The sequence below is a fragment of the Pseudomonas sp. PDM09 genome (assembly GCF_014852305.1).
GTDB lineage: Bacteria > Pseudomonadota > Gammaproteobacteria > Pseudomonadales > Pseudomonadaceae > Aquipseudomonas.
On record NZ_JACVBI010000002.1, the window covers coordinates 825,243 to 842,589 of the forward strand.

Annotated in this window: 17 protein-coding genes; 13 read left to right on the forward strand and 4 right to left on the reverse strand. The window is 60.5% G+C overall.

The features are described 5' to 3' along the window. Positions 1-60: 60 nt before the first annotated feature. The 3 genes from IB250_RS08420 (at position 61) to IB250_RS08430 (ending at position 3,561) form a co-directional block, all read left to right on the forward strand. The gene (locus tag IB250_RS08420) at positions 61-1,065 is read left to right on the forward strand and encodes an ATP-binding protein (RefSeq protein WP_192343742.1); all 1,005 of its coding nucleotides are present in this window, start codon (positions 61-63) and stop codon (positions 1,063-1,065) included. Positions 1,066-1,184: 119 nt separating this feature from the next. Continuing rightward, positions 1,185-1,730 carry a vWA domain-containing protein gene (locus IB250_RS08425; RefSeq protein WP_192343743.1) on the forward strand — a complete coding sequence of 182 codons (546 nt, stop codon included), beginning with the start codon at positions 1,185-1,187 and terminating at the stop codon, positions 1,728-1,730. Positions 1,731-1,914: 184 nt separating this feature from the next. Beyond that, positions 1,915-3,561 (forward strand): phospholipase D-like domain-containing protein, encoded by a 1,647-nt coding sequence (locus IB250_RS08430; RefSeq protein WP_192343744.1) that lies wholly within the window; start codon positions 1,915-1,917, stop codon positions 3,559-3,561. 175 nt (positions 3,562-3,736) lie between these two features. Here IB250_RS08430 and IB250_RS08435 read toward each other — a convergent pair whose 3' ends face one another. Further along, positions 3,737-4,960: an NADH:flavin oxidoreductase/NADH oxidase family protein gene (locus IB250_RS08435; protein ID WP_192343745.1), complete on the reverse strand. Its 1,224-nt coding sequence runs from the start codon at positions 4,958-4,960 to the stop codon at positions 3,737-3,739. A gap of 77 nt (positions 4,961-5,037) precedes the next feature. Here IB250_RS08435 and IB250_RS08440 point away from each other — a divergent pair, with 77 nt between their 5' ends. Continuing rightward, positions 5,038-5,442 carry a MerR family transcriptional regulator gene (locus tag IB250_RS08440; RefSeq protein ID WP_192343746.1) on the forward strand — a complete coding sequence of 135 codons (405 nt, stop codon included), beginning with the start codon at positions 5,038-5,040 and terminating at the stop codon, positions 5,440-5,442. Between the two features lie 132 nt (positions 5,443-5,574). Here IB250_RS08440 and IB250_RS08445 read toward each other — a convergent pair whose 3' ends face one another. Beyond that, a complete protein-coding gene (locus tag IB250_RS08445; protein WP_192343812.1) occupies positions 5,575-6,024 on the reverse strand; it encodes a thioredoxin family protein in 450 nt (149 codons plus the stop codon). Between the two features lie 342 nt (positions 6,025-6,366). Between IB250_RS08445 and IB250_RS08450 the strand changes: the two genes are divergently transcribed. The 8 genes from IB250_RS08450 to IB250_RS08485 all read left to right on the forward strand — a co-directional run bounded on the left by IB250_RS08450 (position 6,367) and on the right by IB250_RS08485 (position 13,060). Beyond that, a complete protein-coding gene (locus tag IB250_RS08450; RefSeq protein WP_192343747.1) occupies positions 6,367-7,215 on the forward strand; it encodes a transporter substrate-binding domain-containing protein in 849 nt (282 codons plus the stop codon). Between the two features lie 52 nt (positions 7,216-7,267). Continuing rightward, on the forward strand, positions 7,268-7,930 hold the full coding sequence (locus IB250_RS08455) for an amino acid ABC transporter permease (protein WP_192343748.1): 663 nt from the start codon (positions 7,268-7,270) through the stop codon (positions 7,928-7,930). An 8-nt stretch (positions 7,931-7,938) separates the two neighbouring features. After that, positions 7,939-8,601 (forward strand): amino acid ABC transporter permease, encoded by a 663-nt coding sequence (locus IB250_RS08460; protein WP_192343749.1) that lies wholly within the window; start codon positions 7,939-7,941, stop codon positions 8,599-8,601. Next, on the forward strand, positions 8,598-9,389 hold the full coding sequence (locus IB250_RS08465; protein WP_192343750.1) for an amino acid ABC transporter ATP-binding protein: 792 nt from the start codon (positions 8,598-8,600) through the stop codon (positions 9,387-9,389). Before IB250_RS08460 ends, IB250_RS08465 begins: the two co-directional genes overlap by 4 nt. A 40-nt stretch (positions 9,390-9,429) precedes the next feature. Further along, the gene (locus tag IB250_RS08470) at positions 9,430-9,819 is read left to right on the forward strand and encodes a RidA family protein (RefSeq protein ID WP_007898265.1); all 390 of its coding nucleotides are present in this window, start codon (positions 9,430-9,432) and stop codon (positions 9,817-9,819) included. 145 nt (positions 9,820-9,964) lie between these two features. Then, positions 9,965-10,729: an IclR family transcriptional regulator gene (locus IB250_RS08475; protein WP_032830034.1), complete on the forward strand. Its 765-nt coding sequence runs from the start codon at positions 9,965-9,967 to the stop codon at positions 10,727-10,729. Between the two features lie 39 nt (positions 10,730-10,768). Next, positions 10,769-11,986, forward strand: a complete 1,218-nt coding sequence (locus tag IB250_RS08480; protein ID WP_192343751.1) for an amino acid deaminase — start codon at positions 10,769-10,771, stop codon at positions 11,984-11,986. 141 nt (positions 11,987-12,127) lie between these two features. After that, on the forward strand, positions 12,128-13,060 hold the full coding sequence (locus IB250_RS08485) for a sugar kinase (protein ID WP_192343752.1): 933 nt from the start codon (positions 12,128-12,130) through the stop codon (positions 13,058-13,060). 143 nt (positions 13,061-13,203) lie between these two features. Here the strand turns inward: IB250_RS08485 and IB250_RS08490 are convergent, their stop codons facing one another. Next, positions 13,204-13,479 (reverse strand): peptidylprolyl isomerase, encoded by a 276-nt coding sequence (locus IB250_RS08490; protein ID WP_007898282.1) that lies wholly within the window; start codon positions 13,477-13,479, stop codon positions 13,204-13,206. Between the two features lie 66 nt (positions 13,480-13,545). Further along, entirely contained in the window at positions 13,546-16,083 is a 2,538-nt protein-coding gene (locus tag IB250_RS08495; RefSeq protein ID WP_192343753.1) for a PAS domain S-box protein, read from the reverse strand. 117 nt (positions 16,084-16,200) lie between these two features. Between IB250_RS08495 and IB250_RS08500 the strand changes: the two genes are divergently transcribed. Continuing rightward, positions 16,201-17,310: a PilT/PilU family type 4a pilus ATPase gene (locus tag IB250_RS08500; RefSeq protein WP_192343754.1), complete on the forward strand. Its 1,110-nt coding sequence runs from the start codon at positions 16,201-16,203 to the stop codon at positions 17,308-17,310. The last annotated feature ends 37 nt before the right edge of the window (positions 17,311-17,347 follow it).

Consider the following 17,347-nt stretch of genomic DNA (forward strand, 5'->3'; position numbering starts at 1 on the left):
AGGGATGAAAGTGCCTGTGAGATTTGCTGATGGATCACCGACCATGACCGAGATTTGAACATGACCGACACCCCCCATTTCCCGCTCTCCGCCGTGGTCGGCGCCGATGACTTGAAGCTCGCGCTGTACCTGACCGCCATCGACCCTAAAATCGGTGGCGTGCTGATCGAGGGCCCGCGCGGCATGGCCAAATCGACCCTGGCCCGAGGCTTGGCGGACCTGTTGGCCAGCGGTCAATTCGTCACCTTGCCCCTGGGCGCCACCGAAGAACGGCTGGTGGGCACCCTCGATCTCGACGCGGCCTTGAGCGAAGGTCGCGCACAGTTTTCCCCCGGCGTACTGGCCAAGGCTGACGGCGGCGTGTTGTATGTCGATGAAGTCAATCTGCTGCCCGATCACCTCGTGGACTTGCTGCTCGACGTGGCTGCCAGCGGCACCAACCTGATCGAGCGTGACGGGATCTCCCATCGGCATTCGGCGAAGTTTGTGCTGATCGGCACCATGAACCCCGAAGAGGGTGAACTGCGTCCGCAATTGCTCGACCGCTTTGGTTTGAATGTCGCCCTCAGTGGCCACACCGCACCCGCCGAGCGCGGTCAGATCATCCGTCGCCGACTGGATTTCGACAGCGACCCGCAAGGGTTCTGCGCCGAGTGGGAAAGCCAGCAACACGCACTGCGCGAGCGCTGCCAAAAGGCGCGCTCGGCACTGGCAAACATTCCCCTCGACGATGCCGCGCTGGCGCAGATAACCGAGCGCTGCTTTGCTGCCGGCGTCGATGGCCTGCGAGCCGATCTGGTCTGGTTGCGCGCGGCCCGGGCTCATGCCGCCTGGCGCGGAGCGAATGCCATTGGCGAAGAAGATATCGACGCGGTCGCCGAGTTTGCCTTGCGCCATCGCCGTCGCGAACACTCGCCACCGATGCCGCACCAATCCCCCGCAGAACAGCCCTCCAATCAGAACGCCAACCCGAGCGAAGGTCAGGGCCAGTGGGGCGAAATGCCCGCCCAGGCGCTGCCGGTCGGCGCTCGACGTGAAGTGCCGAGCTGGCCAAAAAAGCCCTAGGCATTCGCCCTCGATCGGACGCGGGGGCGAATGCCAGACCCCGCGCAGGACGGCTGGATCACGGTAAACAGGGCAAGCGTCACGCAGCCCTGAGCGGATCGATCAATTGGCCCGGCACCTTGCTCAATGGCCGACCGCGTCAACGCGACGATCTGCTGTTTCACCTGCGCACCCGCAGCCCTCATGAATTATGGCTGGTGATCGTCGATGCCTCGGCCTCGACCCGGCGTCATCAAGCGTTGAGCGATGCCAAGGGCTTGTTGGCGCAACTGTTCGACGATGCCTATCGACAGCGTGCGCGCCTGGCGTTGCTGACCGCCAGCGGCCATGTGCCGAAGTGGCAGGTGCAAGGGTTGAAAGCCTCCGCTGGCTTGCGCGACTGGCTCGACGGGCTCGGGGCTGGCGGCGGTACGCCGATGCTGGCGGCGTTGGGCGAGGCAGGGCGCTGGTTGGCGGCGCGGCAAAAACGTTTTCCGGCAGAGCAGCAACGGCTGTTGTTGGTGACGGATGGACGGGTGAAGGAATGGTCAGCGTTGCCGGCGCTGGAGTGTCCGGGGCTGCTGATCGACATTGAGCGCGGGCCGATTCATCTTGGCCGGGCAAAGGTGTTGGCGGCGCAGTTGCAGGTTGATTATCGACATATCGATGAGCTGATTTCAGGTTGAGTTTGGTGTTGACAGTGCTGGCCCCTTCGCGAGCAAGCCCGCTCCCACTTTTAATCTGTGGCGTTCACAAAACCCATGTGGGAGCGGGCTTGCTCGCGAAGGCATCACCTCGGAATCGGATAATTGCGGTTAATCCCCATCGCTACCCTATGCTCTGTAAGCAAGACAATCACAGGAGTGACCCATGCGCGTTCTAGCCCGCAACGATCAGGACGATTTCCGCGTCAAAGCCTACGCTGGCACCAATGGCGTGTTGCTGGCGATTGACCTGGCCGAACACCGTCGCAAAGGTCTGCTGGGTTTCGCCATCGAAAAACAGCAAGGCAGCAAACCCTGGCTGTTTTTGTTCAACAGCCTGACCTTCCCCGGCAAGGCTCATACGTTCCCCCAGTTTCACGCTACCCCCAGCGATACCGCGCCATTGCAGAAATTTCGCTGGGCCGATTACGCGGTCAATCCGGGCGTGACAATCCATTATCGGGTTCACCTGGCCTACGGCACCGCCGATGCGCCGCAGCTGGGTGAGTTTCTGGAAGTGACGCTCACCACCGACAATGGCCTTCCAGCGGGCCAGAGCGTCATCTTCAACCGGGCGGTGGCGGCGAGTCAGGCCTTCCAGCGCAAATTCGCCGACCTCGATGCGCAGCTCAGCGCCAACAAAAAACTGCCCATCGAAGAATGGCCCGACGCTCCACGGCAATGGCTGGAAAACGGTCTGCTCGCACGCTTGCTGGGGTTCATCGAACGGGCCGAGGATGATCAGTGGGCGCTGGACATCGCGATCTATGAATATCAGTTGAAGGTGATTGTCGATGCGGTGAACGCTGCGTTTGAGCGCGGCGTAAAGGTTCGGATTTTGTACCACGCCCAGCCGGACGAAGACACCACGGCGCTGAACGAAGCCAGCCTGGAAAAAATTCCGGCAGCGAACAAGCGCGGGCGGGTCACTCACAACATTTTTCACAACAAGTTCATGGTCCTGAGCCGGCTCGACGCAGCGGGGCAGAATCAGCCCGAAGCGGTACTGTGTGGCAGCACCAATTTCACCGCCAACGGCGTTTATCGTCAGGCCAACGTGGTGCATGTACTGGACGACGCCCGGATCGGCGCCAGTTATCTGCAAACCTTCGAGCAGGTCTGGGCCGACCCGACGGATGTCGGCGCCACACGGGAATGGCTCACGGAAAACAATCCGATGCAGCCGGAGCAGGCGCTGTTCGCTGGCTTCTCACCGCGCTCGGGCCAGGGCGACTTGCGTGAGTTCGTCGACATCATCAACGCCGCCAAAAAAGACCTGCTGTTTGTCACCGCGTTTGCCTTGCCGGACGAAGTGCTCAACGCGTTGCTCGGCCTGCCCCACGACGATATTTTGCGTTACGGCCTGCAAAACACCGTCAGCAGCATCACCGGTTTCCACGCTGATCGCACCGCTCAATTTGCCGCCACCGCGCTGCTCAATACCGGCCTGGAAGGCTGGCTCAAGGAAAACATGAAAGGCCAGAAGGGCAGACTGCTGGTGCACACCAAAGCCATCGTTGTCGACTTCACCAGCGATGCACCGACGATCATCAGCGGCAGCCACAACCTGAGTGAGGCGGCCAGTAACGGCAATGATGAGAACTTTCTGATCATCCGTGGCGACACCGACCTGGCCGATCGTTACGGGTTGGAACTGCTGCGCTTTTACGAGCATTACCGGTTCCGCTACTTCGCAAAAAAGCTGGCGCTCAAGCAGGTCAGACCGTTGGCGCCGGATGACAGCTGGACCGATGACTATTACCGCGAGGGCGATCTGCGCATGTTGTCGCGGTTGCGCTTTGCCGGACGATAAACACACTCGCGCGCGCCCTTTGTAGCAGCTGCCGAGCAGCGCGAGGCTGCGTTCGGCTGCGAAGCAGTCGTAAGTCCGGCTGACGCGGTCTGCCTGATGCACCGCAATCTCAGGTTTTACGACTGCTACGCAGCCGGACGCAGCCTCGCGCTGCTCGGCAGCTGCTACAGGTCGGTTATTTGCCCATCGACTGGCGGTACTGACGGGTACGCCGGGCGATGTACAGCTGGTTGAGGATCAATGCCCATACCGCCGAGACTTGCGGCCTAGGCTTGCGCCCGCGGCTCAATCGATGAAGCTGAAACTTCACCACGGCCATATTCGCCAGCGCCGCCAGAGGTTTGCGTTTCCAGCGAATCGGCGGCAACTGCGGGTGGCTGTTCTGGCCTTCACGCCAGCGTTTGACCAGGTTCGGTTCGATGGCCATGGCCGTGCCAATACCGGCCATGGCGATACCGCTGTCGAGCACTTGTTCGACGATCGCCAACCGCCGTATTCCACCGGTCACCATCACCGGCATGTTCGCCACACTGGCCAGTTCACCGGCCATTTCCAGAAAATACGCTTCTCGCGCCAGGGTCCGACCGTCGCGCGCTTCGCCTTGCATGGCCGGGGCTTCGTAGCTGCCACCGGAGAGTTCCAGCAAATCGATTTGCTGGTCGTTGAGCCACTGGATCACTTGCCGGGCATCATCGGCGTCGAAACCGCCGCGCTGGAAGTCCGCGGAATTGAGCTTCACCGCTACGCAAAACTGCGGCGATACCAACTTGCGAACAGCGCTGAGCACTTCCAGCAGCAGGCGCGCGCGATTTTCCAGAGAACCGCCCCAGCGGTCGGTGCGGCGATTGGTCAATGGCGAGAGAAACTGGCTGATCAGATACCCGTGCGCGGCATGGATCTGCACCCCGGTGAAACCGGCCTTTTCCGCCAGGGCGGCGCTGGTGGCGAAGCGTTGAATGACCTCTGCAATGTCGTTCTCGCTCATGGGTGTGGGTTCGGCAAACATCTTCGAAAACCCGCCAAGATCCAGCGCGACCGCCGAAGGTGCCCAGGCTTGCTGGCCGAGGTTGGCCATGGTCTGGCGGCCGGGATGATTGAGTTGCACCCAGAACTGCGCGCCACCGGCCCGGCCGATGGTTGCCCACTGACGAAAACGTTCCAGGTCTCGCTCGTCTTCCAGCACCACGCCACCGGGCCCGGTCATGGCGCGGCGGTCGATCATCACGTTGCCGGTCAGCAACAACCCGGCTTCGCCGTCGGCCCAGGCTTGATACAGCCGAAACAACTCGCCGGAAGGCGCCTGCCCGGTATCGGCGAGGTTCTCTTCCATCGCGGCTTTGGCGATACGATTGCCGATGGTCTGGCCGTTGGGCAAATTCAACGCTTGGAAGGGCGACATGCTTGACTCCTCATCAGTGAAGCGTAGAGGCTAAGCTTAAAGTTAACTTTAATGTCAAGCGTGCAAACGAGGCCGTGATGAAGATTGGTGAATTGGCGCAACAAAGCGGGTTGAACGCCTCGCGCATTCGTTTTTACGAGGCCCAGGGCCTGATCCGTCAGGTCGAGCGGCAGGCCAACGGCTATCGGCGTTACCCGCCGCAAGTGTTGCAAACCCTGAAAATCATCCAGTGCGCCCAACAGGCCGGTTTCACCCTCGAAGAGCTGAAGTTGCTGCTACCGGATGCCACGACGGGTGAGGTCAATCACGACGAACTGGTGGCGAGCCTTGGGCGCAAGGTCGAACAGATCGAAGCGATGCAACTGCACCTGGCCCAGAGCAAGGCGCAGTTGCTGGAGGTGATCGAGAATATCCAGGCGCGACCCGAGGGCATGGGATGCGGTGCGAATGCCGAGCGGGTGCTGGCGTCGCTCAAGCAATAGTTCTGATGACTGCCCAGGATCAAGAGCAAAAGCTTCGCGAGCAAGCCCGCTCCCACAGTTGACCGGGGTGTCCAGATAGACTCGGTCTAATGTGGGAGCGAGCCTGCTCGCGATAGCGGTCGGTCAGATGACTCAAACATGACCCATCCAGCGCACATGCAACAGCTCTCGTGCACGAGGCGCAGTGCATAACGATCGAAGGGTTTTCTGCAACCACGGCAAGTCGTGGCGGGGTTTGCGGCTAGCCTGTTTGGGCCTGAGCTTGCCGATGTGCTTTTTGAAATTTTCTTCCAGGGTTTCCCGAGTCCCGATGCCCTTGAGCTTCTTCAGCAGCTTCCCTTCCTTGTAGAACAACACCGTGGGTGTGCCGGTGACATCCGGATGCCTGGGGGACTCGCTCGTACTCAGCATGTAGACCTGCGCGTGATCCTTATACTGCTCGGCAATCGTGCGGAAAACCGGCTCGGCCATCTCGCAGGCGTAACAGTTTTTATTGCCGAAATACAGGATCACCGGGCGCCAGGTTTTCAGGGCCTTGCGGTAGGCCGGAGCCAGCGTTGATGGGTTAATCATCGAGCTCATTGAAATCTCCTTTTCAAAGACCATCGAAGGCCTGTTGACGTTAAAGGAGGCAAGCAGGTGGGTCTACTGTCAGAAATTACAGGTAGGGCTCTGCTTCATTTTGAATCGCTATGGCTTCAGATGTGGTGCAAGTACTCGAGCGTTGTGTCCCACGGTAGCGTTCTCTTATTTGTGCGTTTCGTAACGCCTTCCTCGCACTCACGCGCATCCATCTGATTCAAAACACTTTCCAGACTCCCCGAGATTCCGCCCACAACCTGTGGCACACTTTCTGCTGTCTATTCCGTTGTTACATACCTACTTCCGGTATAGCGGAATAAACATCACCCTGGAGTGCTTGCCATGCATCGCCGACCTTCGTTGTTTAAAGCGTGTGTTTTTCTGTTCGCGGCTTCGGCCGCTGTCATGGGTGTCGCTCAAGCGGCAGACAGCAAGCTCGACAGCGTGCTGGCCCGTGGGAAATTGATCGTGGGCACGGGCAGTACCAATGCGCCGTGGCACTTCCAGGGCGCGGATGGCAAGTTGCAGGGATTCGATATTGATATCGCGCGGATGGTGGCCAAAGGGTTGTTCAACGACCCGACCAAGGTCGAGTTCGTGGTGCAGTCGTCCGATGCGCGGATTCCGAATCTGCTGACCGACAAGGTCGACATGAGTTGCCAGTTCATCACCGTGACCGCCAGTCGTGCGCAGCAGGTGGCGTTCACCCTGCCGTACTACCGCGAAGGCGTCGGCCTGTTGTTGCCGGCCAACAGCAAGTACAAGGAAATCGACGACCTGAAGGCCGCCGGCGATGGCGTTATCGTGGCGGTGCTGCAGAACGTGTACGCCGAGGAACTGGTGCATCAGGCACTGCCCAAGGCCAAGGTCGATCAGTATGACAGCGTGGATTTGATGTATCAGGCCGTGAACTCCGGCCGTGCCGACGCGGCGGCCACCGATCAGTCGTCGGTGAAATACCTGATGGTGCAGAACCCTGGTCGCTATCGCAGCCCGGCTTACGCCTGGAGCCCGCAAACCTACTCCTGTGCAGTCAAGCGCGGCGATCAGGACTGGTTGAACTTCGTTAACACCGTCCTGCATGAAGGCATGACCGGTGTTGAGTTCCCGACGTATGCGGCGTCGTTCAAGCAGTGGTTCGGTGTCGATCTGCCGACCCCAGCGATCGGTTTCCCCGCTGAATTCAAATGATCCCGTGAGAGCGGGGCGGTTCTAAATCGCCCCGCTCAAGGTACTGCTGACCATGAACTATCAGTTGAATTTTGCCGCCGTCTGGCGCGACTTCGACACCTTGTTGGCGGGCCTCGGTCTGGGGCTTGAGCTGGCGCTGGTGTCGATCGCGATCGGCTGCGTGATCGGCCTGATGATGGCGTTTGCCTTGCTGTCGAAGCACCGTGCGTTGCGGGTGCTGGCGTCGGTGTATGTGACGGTGATCCGTAATACGCCGATCCTGGTGTTGATCCTGTCGATCTACTTTGCGTTGCCGAGCTTAGGGGTTCGTCTGGACAAGATCCCGTCGTTCATCATCACCCTGTCGCTGTATGCCGGGGCGTACCTGACCGAAGTGTTCCGTGGCGGGTTGTTGAGCATTCCCAAGGGGCTACGTGAAGCCGGCCTGGCCATCGGGCTCGGTGAGTGGCAGGTCAAGGCGTACATCACCGTGCCGGTGATGCTGCGCAATGTGCTGCCGGCCCTGTCGAACAACTTCATTTCGCTGTTCAAAGACACCTCGCTGGCGGCGGCGATTGCCGTGCCGGAGCTGACCTATTACGCGCGCAAGATCAATGTCGAGAGCTACCGGGTGATCGAAACCTGGCTGGTGACCACAGCGCTCTATGTTGCGGCCTGTTACCTCATTGCCATGATGCTGCGTTACCTCGAGCAGCGTCTGGCGATTCGCCGATAGGAGCCCCCATGTACGAATCCCCCAGTTGGTTGCATGAGTTATGGGTGGCGCGGGAAGTCCTGTGGCAAGGCTTCCTGACCAGTGTGCAGTGCTCGGCGCTGGCGATTTTACTGGGCACGCTGGTCGGCATCGTTGCAGGTCTGGTGCTCACCTACGGCACGTTCTGGATGCGCGCGCCGTTCCGGTTTTACGTCGACATCATTCGCGGCACGCCGGTGTTTGTATTGGTGTTGGCTTGCTTCTACATGGCACCGGCCTTGGGCTGGCATATCAGCGCATTCGGTGCCGGCACCTTGGGGCTGACGCTGTTTTGCGGCTCCCACGTCGCCGAGATTGTGCGCGGTGCATTGCAAGCGCTGCCCAGTGGCCAGATGGAAGCGAGCAAGGCCATCGGCCTGACGTTTTACCAGGCGCTGGGCTACGTGTTGTTGCCTCAGGCGTTGCGGCAGATCTTGCCGACCTGGGTCAACTCGTCCACCGAGATCGTCAAGGCCTCGACGCTGTTGTCGGTGATCGGCGTCGCCGAATTGCTGCTCAGCACCCAGCAGATCATCGCCCGGACGTTCATGACCCTGGAGTTTTACCTGTTCGCCGGTTTGCTGTTTTTCGTCATCAACTACGCCATCGAATTACTCGGCCGGCACATTGAAAAGCGGGTGGCTTTGCCATGACACAAGCTCAAGTTTCGACCCAGAATCAAGCGCTGCTGGACATCCGTGGCCTGCACAAACAATACGGCCAGCTCGAAGTGCTCAAGGGCGTCGACCTGACGATGCAACGCGGCAACGTGGTCACGCTGATAGGCTCCAGCGGCTCGGGCAAGACCACGCTGCTGCGTTGCGTGAACATGCTCGAAGAGTTCCAGGGCGGGCAGATTCTGCTCGATGGCGAATCCATCGGCTATCACGAGGTCAACGGCAAGCGCGTGCGTCACCCGGAAAAAGTCATCGCCCGCCATCGCGCCATGACTGGCATGGCGTTCCAGCAATTCAATCTGTTCCCGCACCTCACCGCGTTGCAGAACGTCACCCTCGGGTTGCTCAAGGTCAAAAAGCTGCACAAGGATGAAGCCGTGGCGCTGGCGGAAAAATGGCTGGAGCGGGTTGGCCTGCTGGAGCGGCGTGATCACTATCCCGGGCAGTTGTCGGGCGGTCAGCAACAACGCGTGGCGATTGCCCGGGCGATTGCGATGAACCCGAGCCTGATGCTGTTCGATGAAGTCACCTCGGCCCTCGACCCGGAACTGGTGGGCGAAGTGCTGAACGTGATCAAGGGCTTGGCCGAAGACGGCATGACCATGCTGCTGGTGACCCACGAAATGCGCTTTGCCTTCGAGGTGTCGGACAAGATCGTGTTCATGAATCAAGGGCGGATCGAAGAGCAGGGGCCGCCCAAGGAACTGTTCGAACGCCCACAATCGTCGCGTCTGGCGGAATTTCTCAAGAACACTCGTTTCTGATTTTACAAAAGAATTTTACTTTCAATCAGGAGAAACACCCATGAGCATTACTCGTTACGGCACCGGCAGCACCGCCGGTGGCGGCCAGCCCCGTCCTTTCGCCCGCGCCGTCGAAGCCGATGGCTGGCTGCACGTGTCCGGCCAGGTGCCGGCACTGGATGGCGAAATCATTGTGGGCGGAATTGTCGAGCAGACTCACCAGACCATGAAAAACCTGATCGCGATTCTGGAAGAGGCCGGGTACGGGCTCGAAGATGTGGTGCGCACAGGTGTTTGGCTGGAAGACCCGCGGGATTTCTGGAGCTTCAACAAAGTGTTTTCCGAGTACTTCAAAAGCGAACACGCCCCGGCGAGGGCCTGCGTACAGGCGAACATGATGGTCGATTGCAAGGTCGAGATTGATTGCATCGCGTACAAGAAAAAGGCCTGAACCGAGGTGACTTCATCGCTAGCAGGCTAGCTCCCACAGGGAAACGCATTCCAAATGTGGGAGCTAGCCTGCTAGCGATGGCGGCCTAACGGTCGTCGCCGCACTCTAGGTAAACTCCCGGCGACTTTGAATGGGAACCACTGAAATGACCGAAGACACCATCAAGCGCCGGGCTCGCGGTCTGGACCGGGCGTTCGACATTCTCGATTTCCTCAAGGAAATCGGCCAGCCCCTGCGCCCGAACGAAATCGCCAGCGGCATCGGCAGCCCGAAATCCACGGTCTACGAACTGGTCGCCTCCTTGTTGGAGCGGCGTATTCTCGAACCTGTGGGTAAGGACGGTCACGTTTACCTCGGTCGTCAGCTGTACTTCCTCGGGCAGGCGCATTTGCGCCATTTCGACCTGACCCGCGAGGCCGATCTTGCCTTGCAAGAGATCGTCAGCCAGACCCGTGAAACCGCGCAGATGTGCCTGCTCAACGGGCGCAAATACACCGTGGCGTTGATGAAAGAGGGCGAGCGTCATTTCCGTATTTCCTCGGACATCGGCGAGAACGCGCCGATCCCCTGGACCGCTTCCGGACGCTTGCTGCTGGCGCACCTGAGCGATCAGCAGATTGTCGACTTGATCGACCCGGACGACTTCATCCTGCCCGACGGCGAACGTTTGCCGCTGGAGCGGTTTCTCGAGGAAATTCGCCAGGCCGGTATCGATGGGTTCTTTTCCTTCGATAGCGTCGCAGACACGTTTACCCATTGCTTCGCCGCCCCGGTCAAAGACCCGAACGGCGTGGCCATCGCCACCCTGTGCATCGTCGCCCCAAGGGCCGATGCGAAGAACAATTACAACGACTATCGTCGGGTGCTGATCGACAGCGCCAACAGCCTCGCCCGGCGTATCAACGAATAACAGCGGCTGCCTGCGGCCGCGAGTGTGAGGAGATCGACCATGTATTCCGCCAAAAATACTGCCGCCGTGGAAAAGGGCTTTGCCCATACAGGCGCCAATCTTGTGCGTGACGTCAGCCTGCCAGCGCTGGTGCTGCACCGCGACGCGCTGGAGCACAACATTCGCTGGATGCAGGACTTCGTCAGCAACAGCGGCGCGGAACTGGCGCCCCACGGCAAAACCAGCATGACCCCGGCGCTGTTTCGCCGCCAACTGGACGCCGGTGCCTGGGGCATCACCCTGGCCAGCGCCACGCAAACCCGCGCGGCTTACGCTCATGGTGTGCATCGGGTGCTGATGGCCAACCAATTGGTCGGCACGCCGAACATGGCGCTGATCGCCGATCTGTTGGCAGACCCGACCTTCGATTTCTATTGCATGGTCGATCACCCGGATAACGTCGCGGACCTCGGCGCGTATTTCGCCTCGCGCGGGGTGCGCTTGAACGTGATGATCGAGTACGGCGTGGTCGGCGGGCGTTGCGGTTGCCGCACCGAAGCCGAAGTGCTGGCGCTGGCCAAGGCGATTGCGGCGCAACCGGCATTGGCGCTGACCGGCATCGAGGGTTACGAAGGAGTGATTCACGGCGATCACGCGGTGAGTGGCATCCGTGCGTTCGCTGATTCTTTGGTGCGCCTGGCGGTGCAATTGCAGGACAGCGGCGCGTTCGCCATTGCCAAGCCGATCATCACGGCGTCGGGTTCGGCCTGGTACGACTTGATTGCTGAATCCTTCGAAGCGCAGAACGCCGGCGGGCGCTTCCTCAGCGTGCTGCGTCCTGGCAGCTACGTCGCTCACGACCATGGCATCTACAAGGAAGCGCAATGCTGCGTGCTCGACCGTCGCAGCGACCTGCACGAAGGTTTGCGCCCGGCGCTGGAAGTCTGGGCGCATGTGCAGTCATTGCCGGAGCCGGGTTTTGCGGTGATCGCCCTGGGCAAACGCGACGTCGCCTATGACGCCGGTTTGCCGGTGCCGTTGCTGCGTTACAAGGCCGGTGTGGTGCCGGCAATCGGCGAGGACGTGAGTGCCTGCAAGGTGACGGCGGTGATGGACCAGCACGCGTTCATGACTGTGGCGCCGGGGATTGCGTTGCGGGTGGGCGATATCATTTCGTTCGGTACTTCGCACCCGTGCCTGACGTTCGACAAATGGCGCATCGGGTGTCTGGTGGATGAGCAACTGAATGTCATCGAAACCATGGAAACCTGTTTTTAAGGTTTGAGACCGCGTCGTGGCCTTCGCGAGCAAGCCCGCTCCCACAGTGGATCTTCAGTGTTCACAAGACCCCTGTGGGAGCGGGCTTGCTCGCGAAGACGTCCGCCCAGACACCACCGAAACACCAGAGACACCACATCAATGAACAGCATCAGCCCCCTCGGCCCCAACACCCCGCGCATCGCCCTGATTGGCGAATGCATGATCGAATTACAGCAGCGCGCCGATGGCACGCTGCAGCAAAGCTTCGGCGGCGATACCCTGAACACCGCGGTCTACCTGGCCCGTGAGCTGGGCGATGGCGGCACGGTGGATTACGTCACCGCCCTGGGCGATGACAGTTTCAGCGACGCGATGTGCCAGAGCTGGGCCAGTGAAAATATCGGGCTGGACATGGTCCAGCGTTTGCCCGGTCGCCTGCCTGGGCTGTATTGCATCCAGACCGACGCGGCCGGCGAGCGGCGTTTTCTCTACTGGCGCAACGAAGCGGCAGTGCGCGATTGCTTCACCACCCCGGCGGCCGCGCCGATCCTGGCGGCGCTGCCGGATTACGACGTGTTGTATTTCAGCGGCATCACCCTGGCGGTGCTCGGTGTGCAAGGGCGGGAAAAACTGCTGGAAACCCTGATCGAAGCCCGGCAACGGGATGCGCGGATCGTGTTCGACAACAATTATCGACCACGCTTGTGGGCTTCGATTGAAGAGGCACGGGCGGCTTATCGCAGTGTTCTGCCCTATATCGACCTGGCGTTGCTGACGGTTGACGATGAGCAGGCGCTGTTCCATTTTTCCGATTGCGCGGCGGTGTTTGCCGCGTACGAGCAGATGGGTACGCCGGAAGTGGTGCTCAAGCGCGGGGCCGAGGCGTGTCTGATTCGCTGTGACGGTGAGTCGTTCGAAGTGCCGGCACAGGTGGTCGAGCGGGTGGTGGATACCACGGCGGCGGGGGATTCGTTCAGTGCGGCGTATTTGGCGTGTCGGCTCAAGGGTGGTAGCCCGGTCGAGGCTGCCGAGGCGGGGCATCGGTTGGCGAGTCGGGTGATTCAAGTGCCCGGGGCGTTGATCCCGAGATAAGCGGTGGATGGCCGTTTGCTGCGCAATCGGTTCGCGAGCAAGCCCGCTCCCACTCTAGATCTTCAGTGAACACACAATGGGTGACCACCACCGATCAAATGTGGGAGCGGGCTTGCTCGCGAAGGGGGCCGTAAGCCAACCCCTCAATCCCGGTAAAACACCTGCACCAGGTGATAACCGAATTTGCTCTTGATCGGCCCATGCACCACCCGCAGTGGTTTTTTGAAGATCACCGCATCGATCACGCCGACCATCTGCCCGGGCCGTACTTCGCCCAGGTCACCGCCGCGTTTGCCGGACGGGCACGTGGAGTATTTCTTGGCCAGCACATCGAAGGCTTCGCCCTTGGCGATGCGTTGTTTGAGCTGCTCGGCTTCTTCCGAGGTTTTCACCAGAATATGGCGGGCTTGGGCTTTCATTGGCAGTACCTTGCAACGGTGGTGGCTATGTTGGTGCCAGCGTGGGGCGCGCGATTATGCCTTAACTCAGTCCGCTTGGCCGATCATCGTGCGAATCTTGTTGGCCAACAGGTCAATGGAAAAAGGTTTGGCCACCATGTCCATCCCTTCCTCCAGGAACCCCTGGCGTTCGGCGGCTTTCTCCGCATAACCGGTCATGAACAACACCTTCAGGTCCGGGCGATGCTGACGCGCGATTTCCGCCAGTTGCCGACCGTTCATGCCCGGCAGCCCGACATCGGTCACCAGCAGATCGACCCGCAGGTCGGATTCCAGCAAGGGCAGGGCGGCCTTCGCGTCTTCGGCTTCATGGGCGTGATAACCCAGTTCATTGAGCAGGTCGAGCACCAGCATGCGCACCGCCGGATCGTCTTCCACCAACACCACCGTTTCACCGGCCACCGCTGCCGGAGTTTCGCCGGTGAGCGGCTCCAGAGTGTGCTCCGGCACCGCGACGTGCAGGCGTGGCAAATACAGGCGAACGCAGGTGCCCTGGCCCGGCAGGCTGTGAAGGCTGACGTGCCCGCCCGACTGCTGGGCGAAGCCGTAGATCATCGACAGTCCAAGGCCGGTGCCCTGACCGATGGGTTTGGTGGTGAAGAACGGATCGAAGGCCTTGGCCAACACTGACGGCGTCATACCGGCGCCGTTGTCGCTGACGGCAATCATCAGGTAATCCCCGGCCGTGACCGGTTCCAGGGGGGTGATGTCGCTACCGTCGAGGTGAACGTTGGCGGTTTCGATCAGCAGCTCGCCACCCTCTGGCATCGCATCCCGGGCATTGATCACGAGGTTGAGCAAGGCGTTTTCCAGTTGGCTGACGTCAGTGCTGACGGGCCAGACTTCATCGGCCAGCTTTATTTTGAGCTCGATAGGGTCGCCCTTGGTGCGGCGGAACAAATCTTCCAGAGAATGCACCAGCTGATTGGCATTCAGCGGCTTGCGATCCAGTGACTGACGCCGGGAGAACGCCAGCAGGCGATGGGTCAGGGCAGCGGCGCGGTGAGCCGAGGACACCGCGGCTTCGGTAAAGCGACCGATCTCGGCGGCGCGCCCGTCGGCGATGTAGCGCTGCATCAAATCGAGGCTGCCGATGATCCCGGTGAGCATGTTGTTGAAGTCATGGGCGATGCCCCCGGTGAGCTGTCCCACCGCTTCCATTTTCTGCGCATGCCGCAAGGCATCTTCAGCGCGCTCGCGTTCGAACATCTCGTTCTGCAGCCGCTGGTTGGCTTCGGCCAATTGCTGAGTGCGGGCGCTGACGCGTTCTTCAAGGGTTTCGTTGAGGTTGCGCAGGGCTTCTTCGGTCTGTTTGCGTTCGGTTTCGTCGATCACGAAGATGTAGAAACCGTTGACCGCGCCGTCCGCGCCATGACGTGGCAGGTAGTTCATCAGGGCCTGGCGGGTGCTGCCATCGCGGTGCGCGGCGCTGATGCTGAAACTGCAGGCCTTGCCTTTCAGCGCTTCGGCAATGTATTCGGCGCGCAGGGCATAGGCTTCGTCGCCCAGCACTTCACGGACGGTGCGGCCGTAAAGCTCCTGGGGCGTCAGGCCGTACCATTCCAGGTAGGCGGCATTGTTGAGGCGAAAACGCTCCTCGCTGTCGACGTAACTGATCAGGATCGGCATGGCGTTGATGATCAGTTGCAGCTCGGTCTGGCTCTGGCGCAAGGCCTGTTCGATGTGTTTGCGTTCGGTCAGGTCGAGTGCCGCGCCAAGGAAACGAATCGGTCGGCCATGATGATCCTTGTAGCAGCGGCCTCGGGCAAACACCCAGCGCAATTGGCCGTCGGGCTGCAGCAAGCGATATTCCTCGGCGTACTCGCTGCCATGGGTGATGCAGTGCTTGATGCTGCGGGCAATCATCGCCCGGTCTTCCGGGTGCACGCCGTGGAGGTATTCACTGATGGGCAACTGGCTGGCCATGGTCGGATCGACGCCATGCAATTGCGCGAAGTGGGCATCGGCGATGAAACGGTCTTCGCCGATGTCCCAGTCCCAGGTGCCGACGGCATCGGTGGCGGCCAGCGCCAGTTGCAGGCGCTGCTCGGTTTCGTGCTGGGCCTTGAGGCTGGCGGCGGAGCGTTGTTCCAGCTCCAGGGCGATGCGGCGGCGTTCGTTGGTTTCGATGGCCGTGACCAGAATCCCGGCGACCTCAGCGCTTTCATTGCGAATGGGGCTGTAGGTCAAATCCAGCCAGAAGTCGGAATCTCGTCCGTCGCGCTGCAAGGTAAAGCGCTGTTCGCTGTAGGTCCGCACCTGACCCTGTAGGACGGCGCTGTAAATCGGGTGGGTGAAGTCTTTCAGTTCTGGCCAGATCAGGTGCGTCGGTTGTCCGAAAGCGTGAGGGTGTTTGCTGCCGGCGAGGAGGGCGAAGCCGTCGTTGTAGATCTGGGTAAGCTGCGGGCCCCACAGCAACAGCATCGGCATTGGCGAGTGAATCACAATGTCCACGGCGGTGCGCAGGCTCTGTGGCCAGTGATCAGCGGCGCCCAGCGGGTTGTTTGTCCAGTCCAGTCGGGCAATTAAGGCCTGGGCGTCGCTGGCGGTCGGTGGTGCGTTCATTGCAATGTCCTGCGTCAGTCGGTGTGGCGGCGTCTACTATCCTTGCATGGCGGTAGACGCTGGATGATCCGTTTTGGGTCATTTTTTCAATTGAATGCTTCGCGGGTGTTTTTTGCCATGGAAATCGATGCACTGTTGCAAATTCTGGCCAGCCGCAATGGCTCCGATCTTTACTTGTCCACGGGCGCGCCACCCAGTGCGAAATTTGACGGTGTGCTCAAAGCCCTGGCTGAGCAACCGTTCAAGCCCGGAGAAATCGCAGCCATTGCCGCGTCCATCATGGACGCCGAACAGCGCCTGGAGTTCGATCGCGAACTGGAAATGAACCTGGCGCTGTCCCTGGCCGGGGTCGGGCGCTTTCGGCTCAATATCTTCAAGCAGCGCAACGATGTGTCGATCGTGGCGCGCAATATCAAACTCGACATTCCACGCTTCGAAGACCTCAAGCTGCCACCGGTGTTGCTCGAAACCGTGATGCTCAAACAGGGGCTGATATTGTTCGTCGGTTCGACCGGTTCCGGCAAGTCGACCTCGTTGGCGGCGCTGATCGATTACCGCAATCGCCACAGCAGCGGCCATATCATCACCATCGAAGACCCGGTCGAGTTTATCCATCGGCACAAGAAGTCGATCATTAACCAGCGTGAGGTCGGCGTCGATACCCGCAGTTTTCATGCGGCGTTGAAAAACACCCTGCGCCAGGCACCGGACGTGGTGCTGATCGGCGAGATCCGCGATCGCGAGACTATGGAGCACGCGCTGGCGTTTGCCGATACCGGTCATCTGGTCATTTCCACTTTGCATGCCCACAACGCCAATCAGGCGCTGGACCGCGTGATCAACTTCTTTCCCGAAGAACGCCGGGCGCAACTGCTCCATGACCTGGGCAATAACCTCAAGGCCTTTGTTTCCCAGCGTTTGGTGCGTACCCGGGATGGGCAGCGCCGGGCGGCGGTGGAAGTGATGTTGGGAACGCCAACCATCGGCGACCTGATCCGGCGCAATGAGCTTGGCGAGCTCAAGGGGATTATGGAGAAGTCGTCAGAAGCGGGCATGCAGACCTTTGATGGAGCGCTGTTCGGGCTGTTTGCCGAGGGCGCGATTGATGAGGCAGAGGCATTGAAACATGCAGATTCGGTGAACAACTTGCGTCTGCGCCTGAAAATGCACGCCGAGGCCACGCCCGGGCCCCATGCACCGCCGGGGGAATGGGGATTAGTGGACTAGCGCCGGCAACGACGATCAAATGTGGGAGCGGGCTTGC

Bases quoted from the DNA above. Each gene is read 5' to 3' on its own strand.
- IB250_RS08420 (WP_192343742.1), top strand. From the start codon at position 61: ATGACCGACACCCCCCATTTCCCGCTCTCCGCCGTGGTCGGCGCCGAT.
- IB250_RS08430 (WP_192343744.1), top strand. From the start codon at position 1,915: ATGCGCGTTCTAGCCCGCAACGATCAGGACGATTTCCGCGTCAAAGCC.
- IB250_RS08435 (WP_192343745.1), bottom strand. From the start codon at position 4,960: ATGTCGCCCTTCCAAGCGTTGAATTTGCCCAACGGCCAGACCATCGGC.
- IB250_RS08440 (WP_192343746.1), top strand. From the start codon at position 5,038: ATGAAGATTGGTGAATTGGCGCAACAAAGCGGGTTGAACGCCTCGCGC.
- IB250_RS08445 (WP_192343812.1), bottom strand. From the start codon at position 6,024: ATGAGCTCGATGATTAACCCATCAACGCTGGCTCCGGCCTACCGCAAG.
- IB250_RS08450 (WP_192343747.1), top strand. From the start codon at position 6,367: ATGCATCGCCGACCTTCGTTGTTTAAAGCGTGTGTTTTTCTGTTCGCG.
- IB250_RS08455 (WP_192343748.1), top strand. From the start codon at position 7,268: ATGAACTATCAGTTGAATTTTGCCGCCGTCTGGCGCGACTTCGACACC.
- IB250_RS08460 (WP_192343749.1), top strand. From the start codon at position 7,939: ATGTACGAATCCCCCAGTTGGTTGCATGAGTTATGGGTGGCGCGGGAA.
- IB250_RS08465 (WP_192343750.1), top strand. From the start codon at position 8,598: ATGACACAAGCTCAAGTTTCGACCCAGAATCAAGCGCTGCTGGACATC.
- IB250_RS08470 (WP_007898265.1), top strand. From the start codon at position 9,430: ATGAGCATTACTCGTTACGGCACCGGCAGCACCGCCGGTGGCGGCCAG.
- IB250_RS08475 (WP_032830034.1), top strand. From the start codon at position 9,965: ATGACCGAAGACACCATCAAGCGCCGGGCTCGCGGTCTGGACCGGGCG.
- IB250_RS08480 (WP_192343751.1), top strand. From the start codon at position 10,769: ATGTATTCCGCCAAAAATACTGCCGCCGTGGAAAAGGGCTTTGCCCAT.
- IB250_RS08485 (WP_192343752.1), top strand. From the start codon at position 12,128: ATGAACAGCATCAGCCCCCTCGGCCCCAACACCCCGCGCATCGCCCTG.
- IB250_RS08490 (WP_007898282.1), bottom strand. From the start codon at position 13,479: ATGAAAGCCCAAGCCCGCCATATTCTGGTGAAAACCTCGGAAGAAGCC.
- IB250_RS08495 (WP_192343753.1), bottom strand. From the start codon at position 16,083: ATGAACGCACCACCGACCGCCAGCGACGCCCAGGCCTTAATTGCCCGA.
- IB250_RS08500 (WP_192343754.1), top strand. From the start codon at position 16,201: ATGGAAATCGATGCACTGTTGCAAATTCTGGCCAGCCGCAATGGCTCC.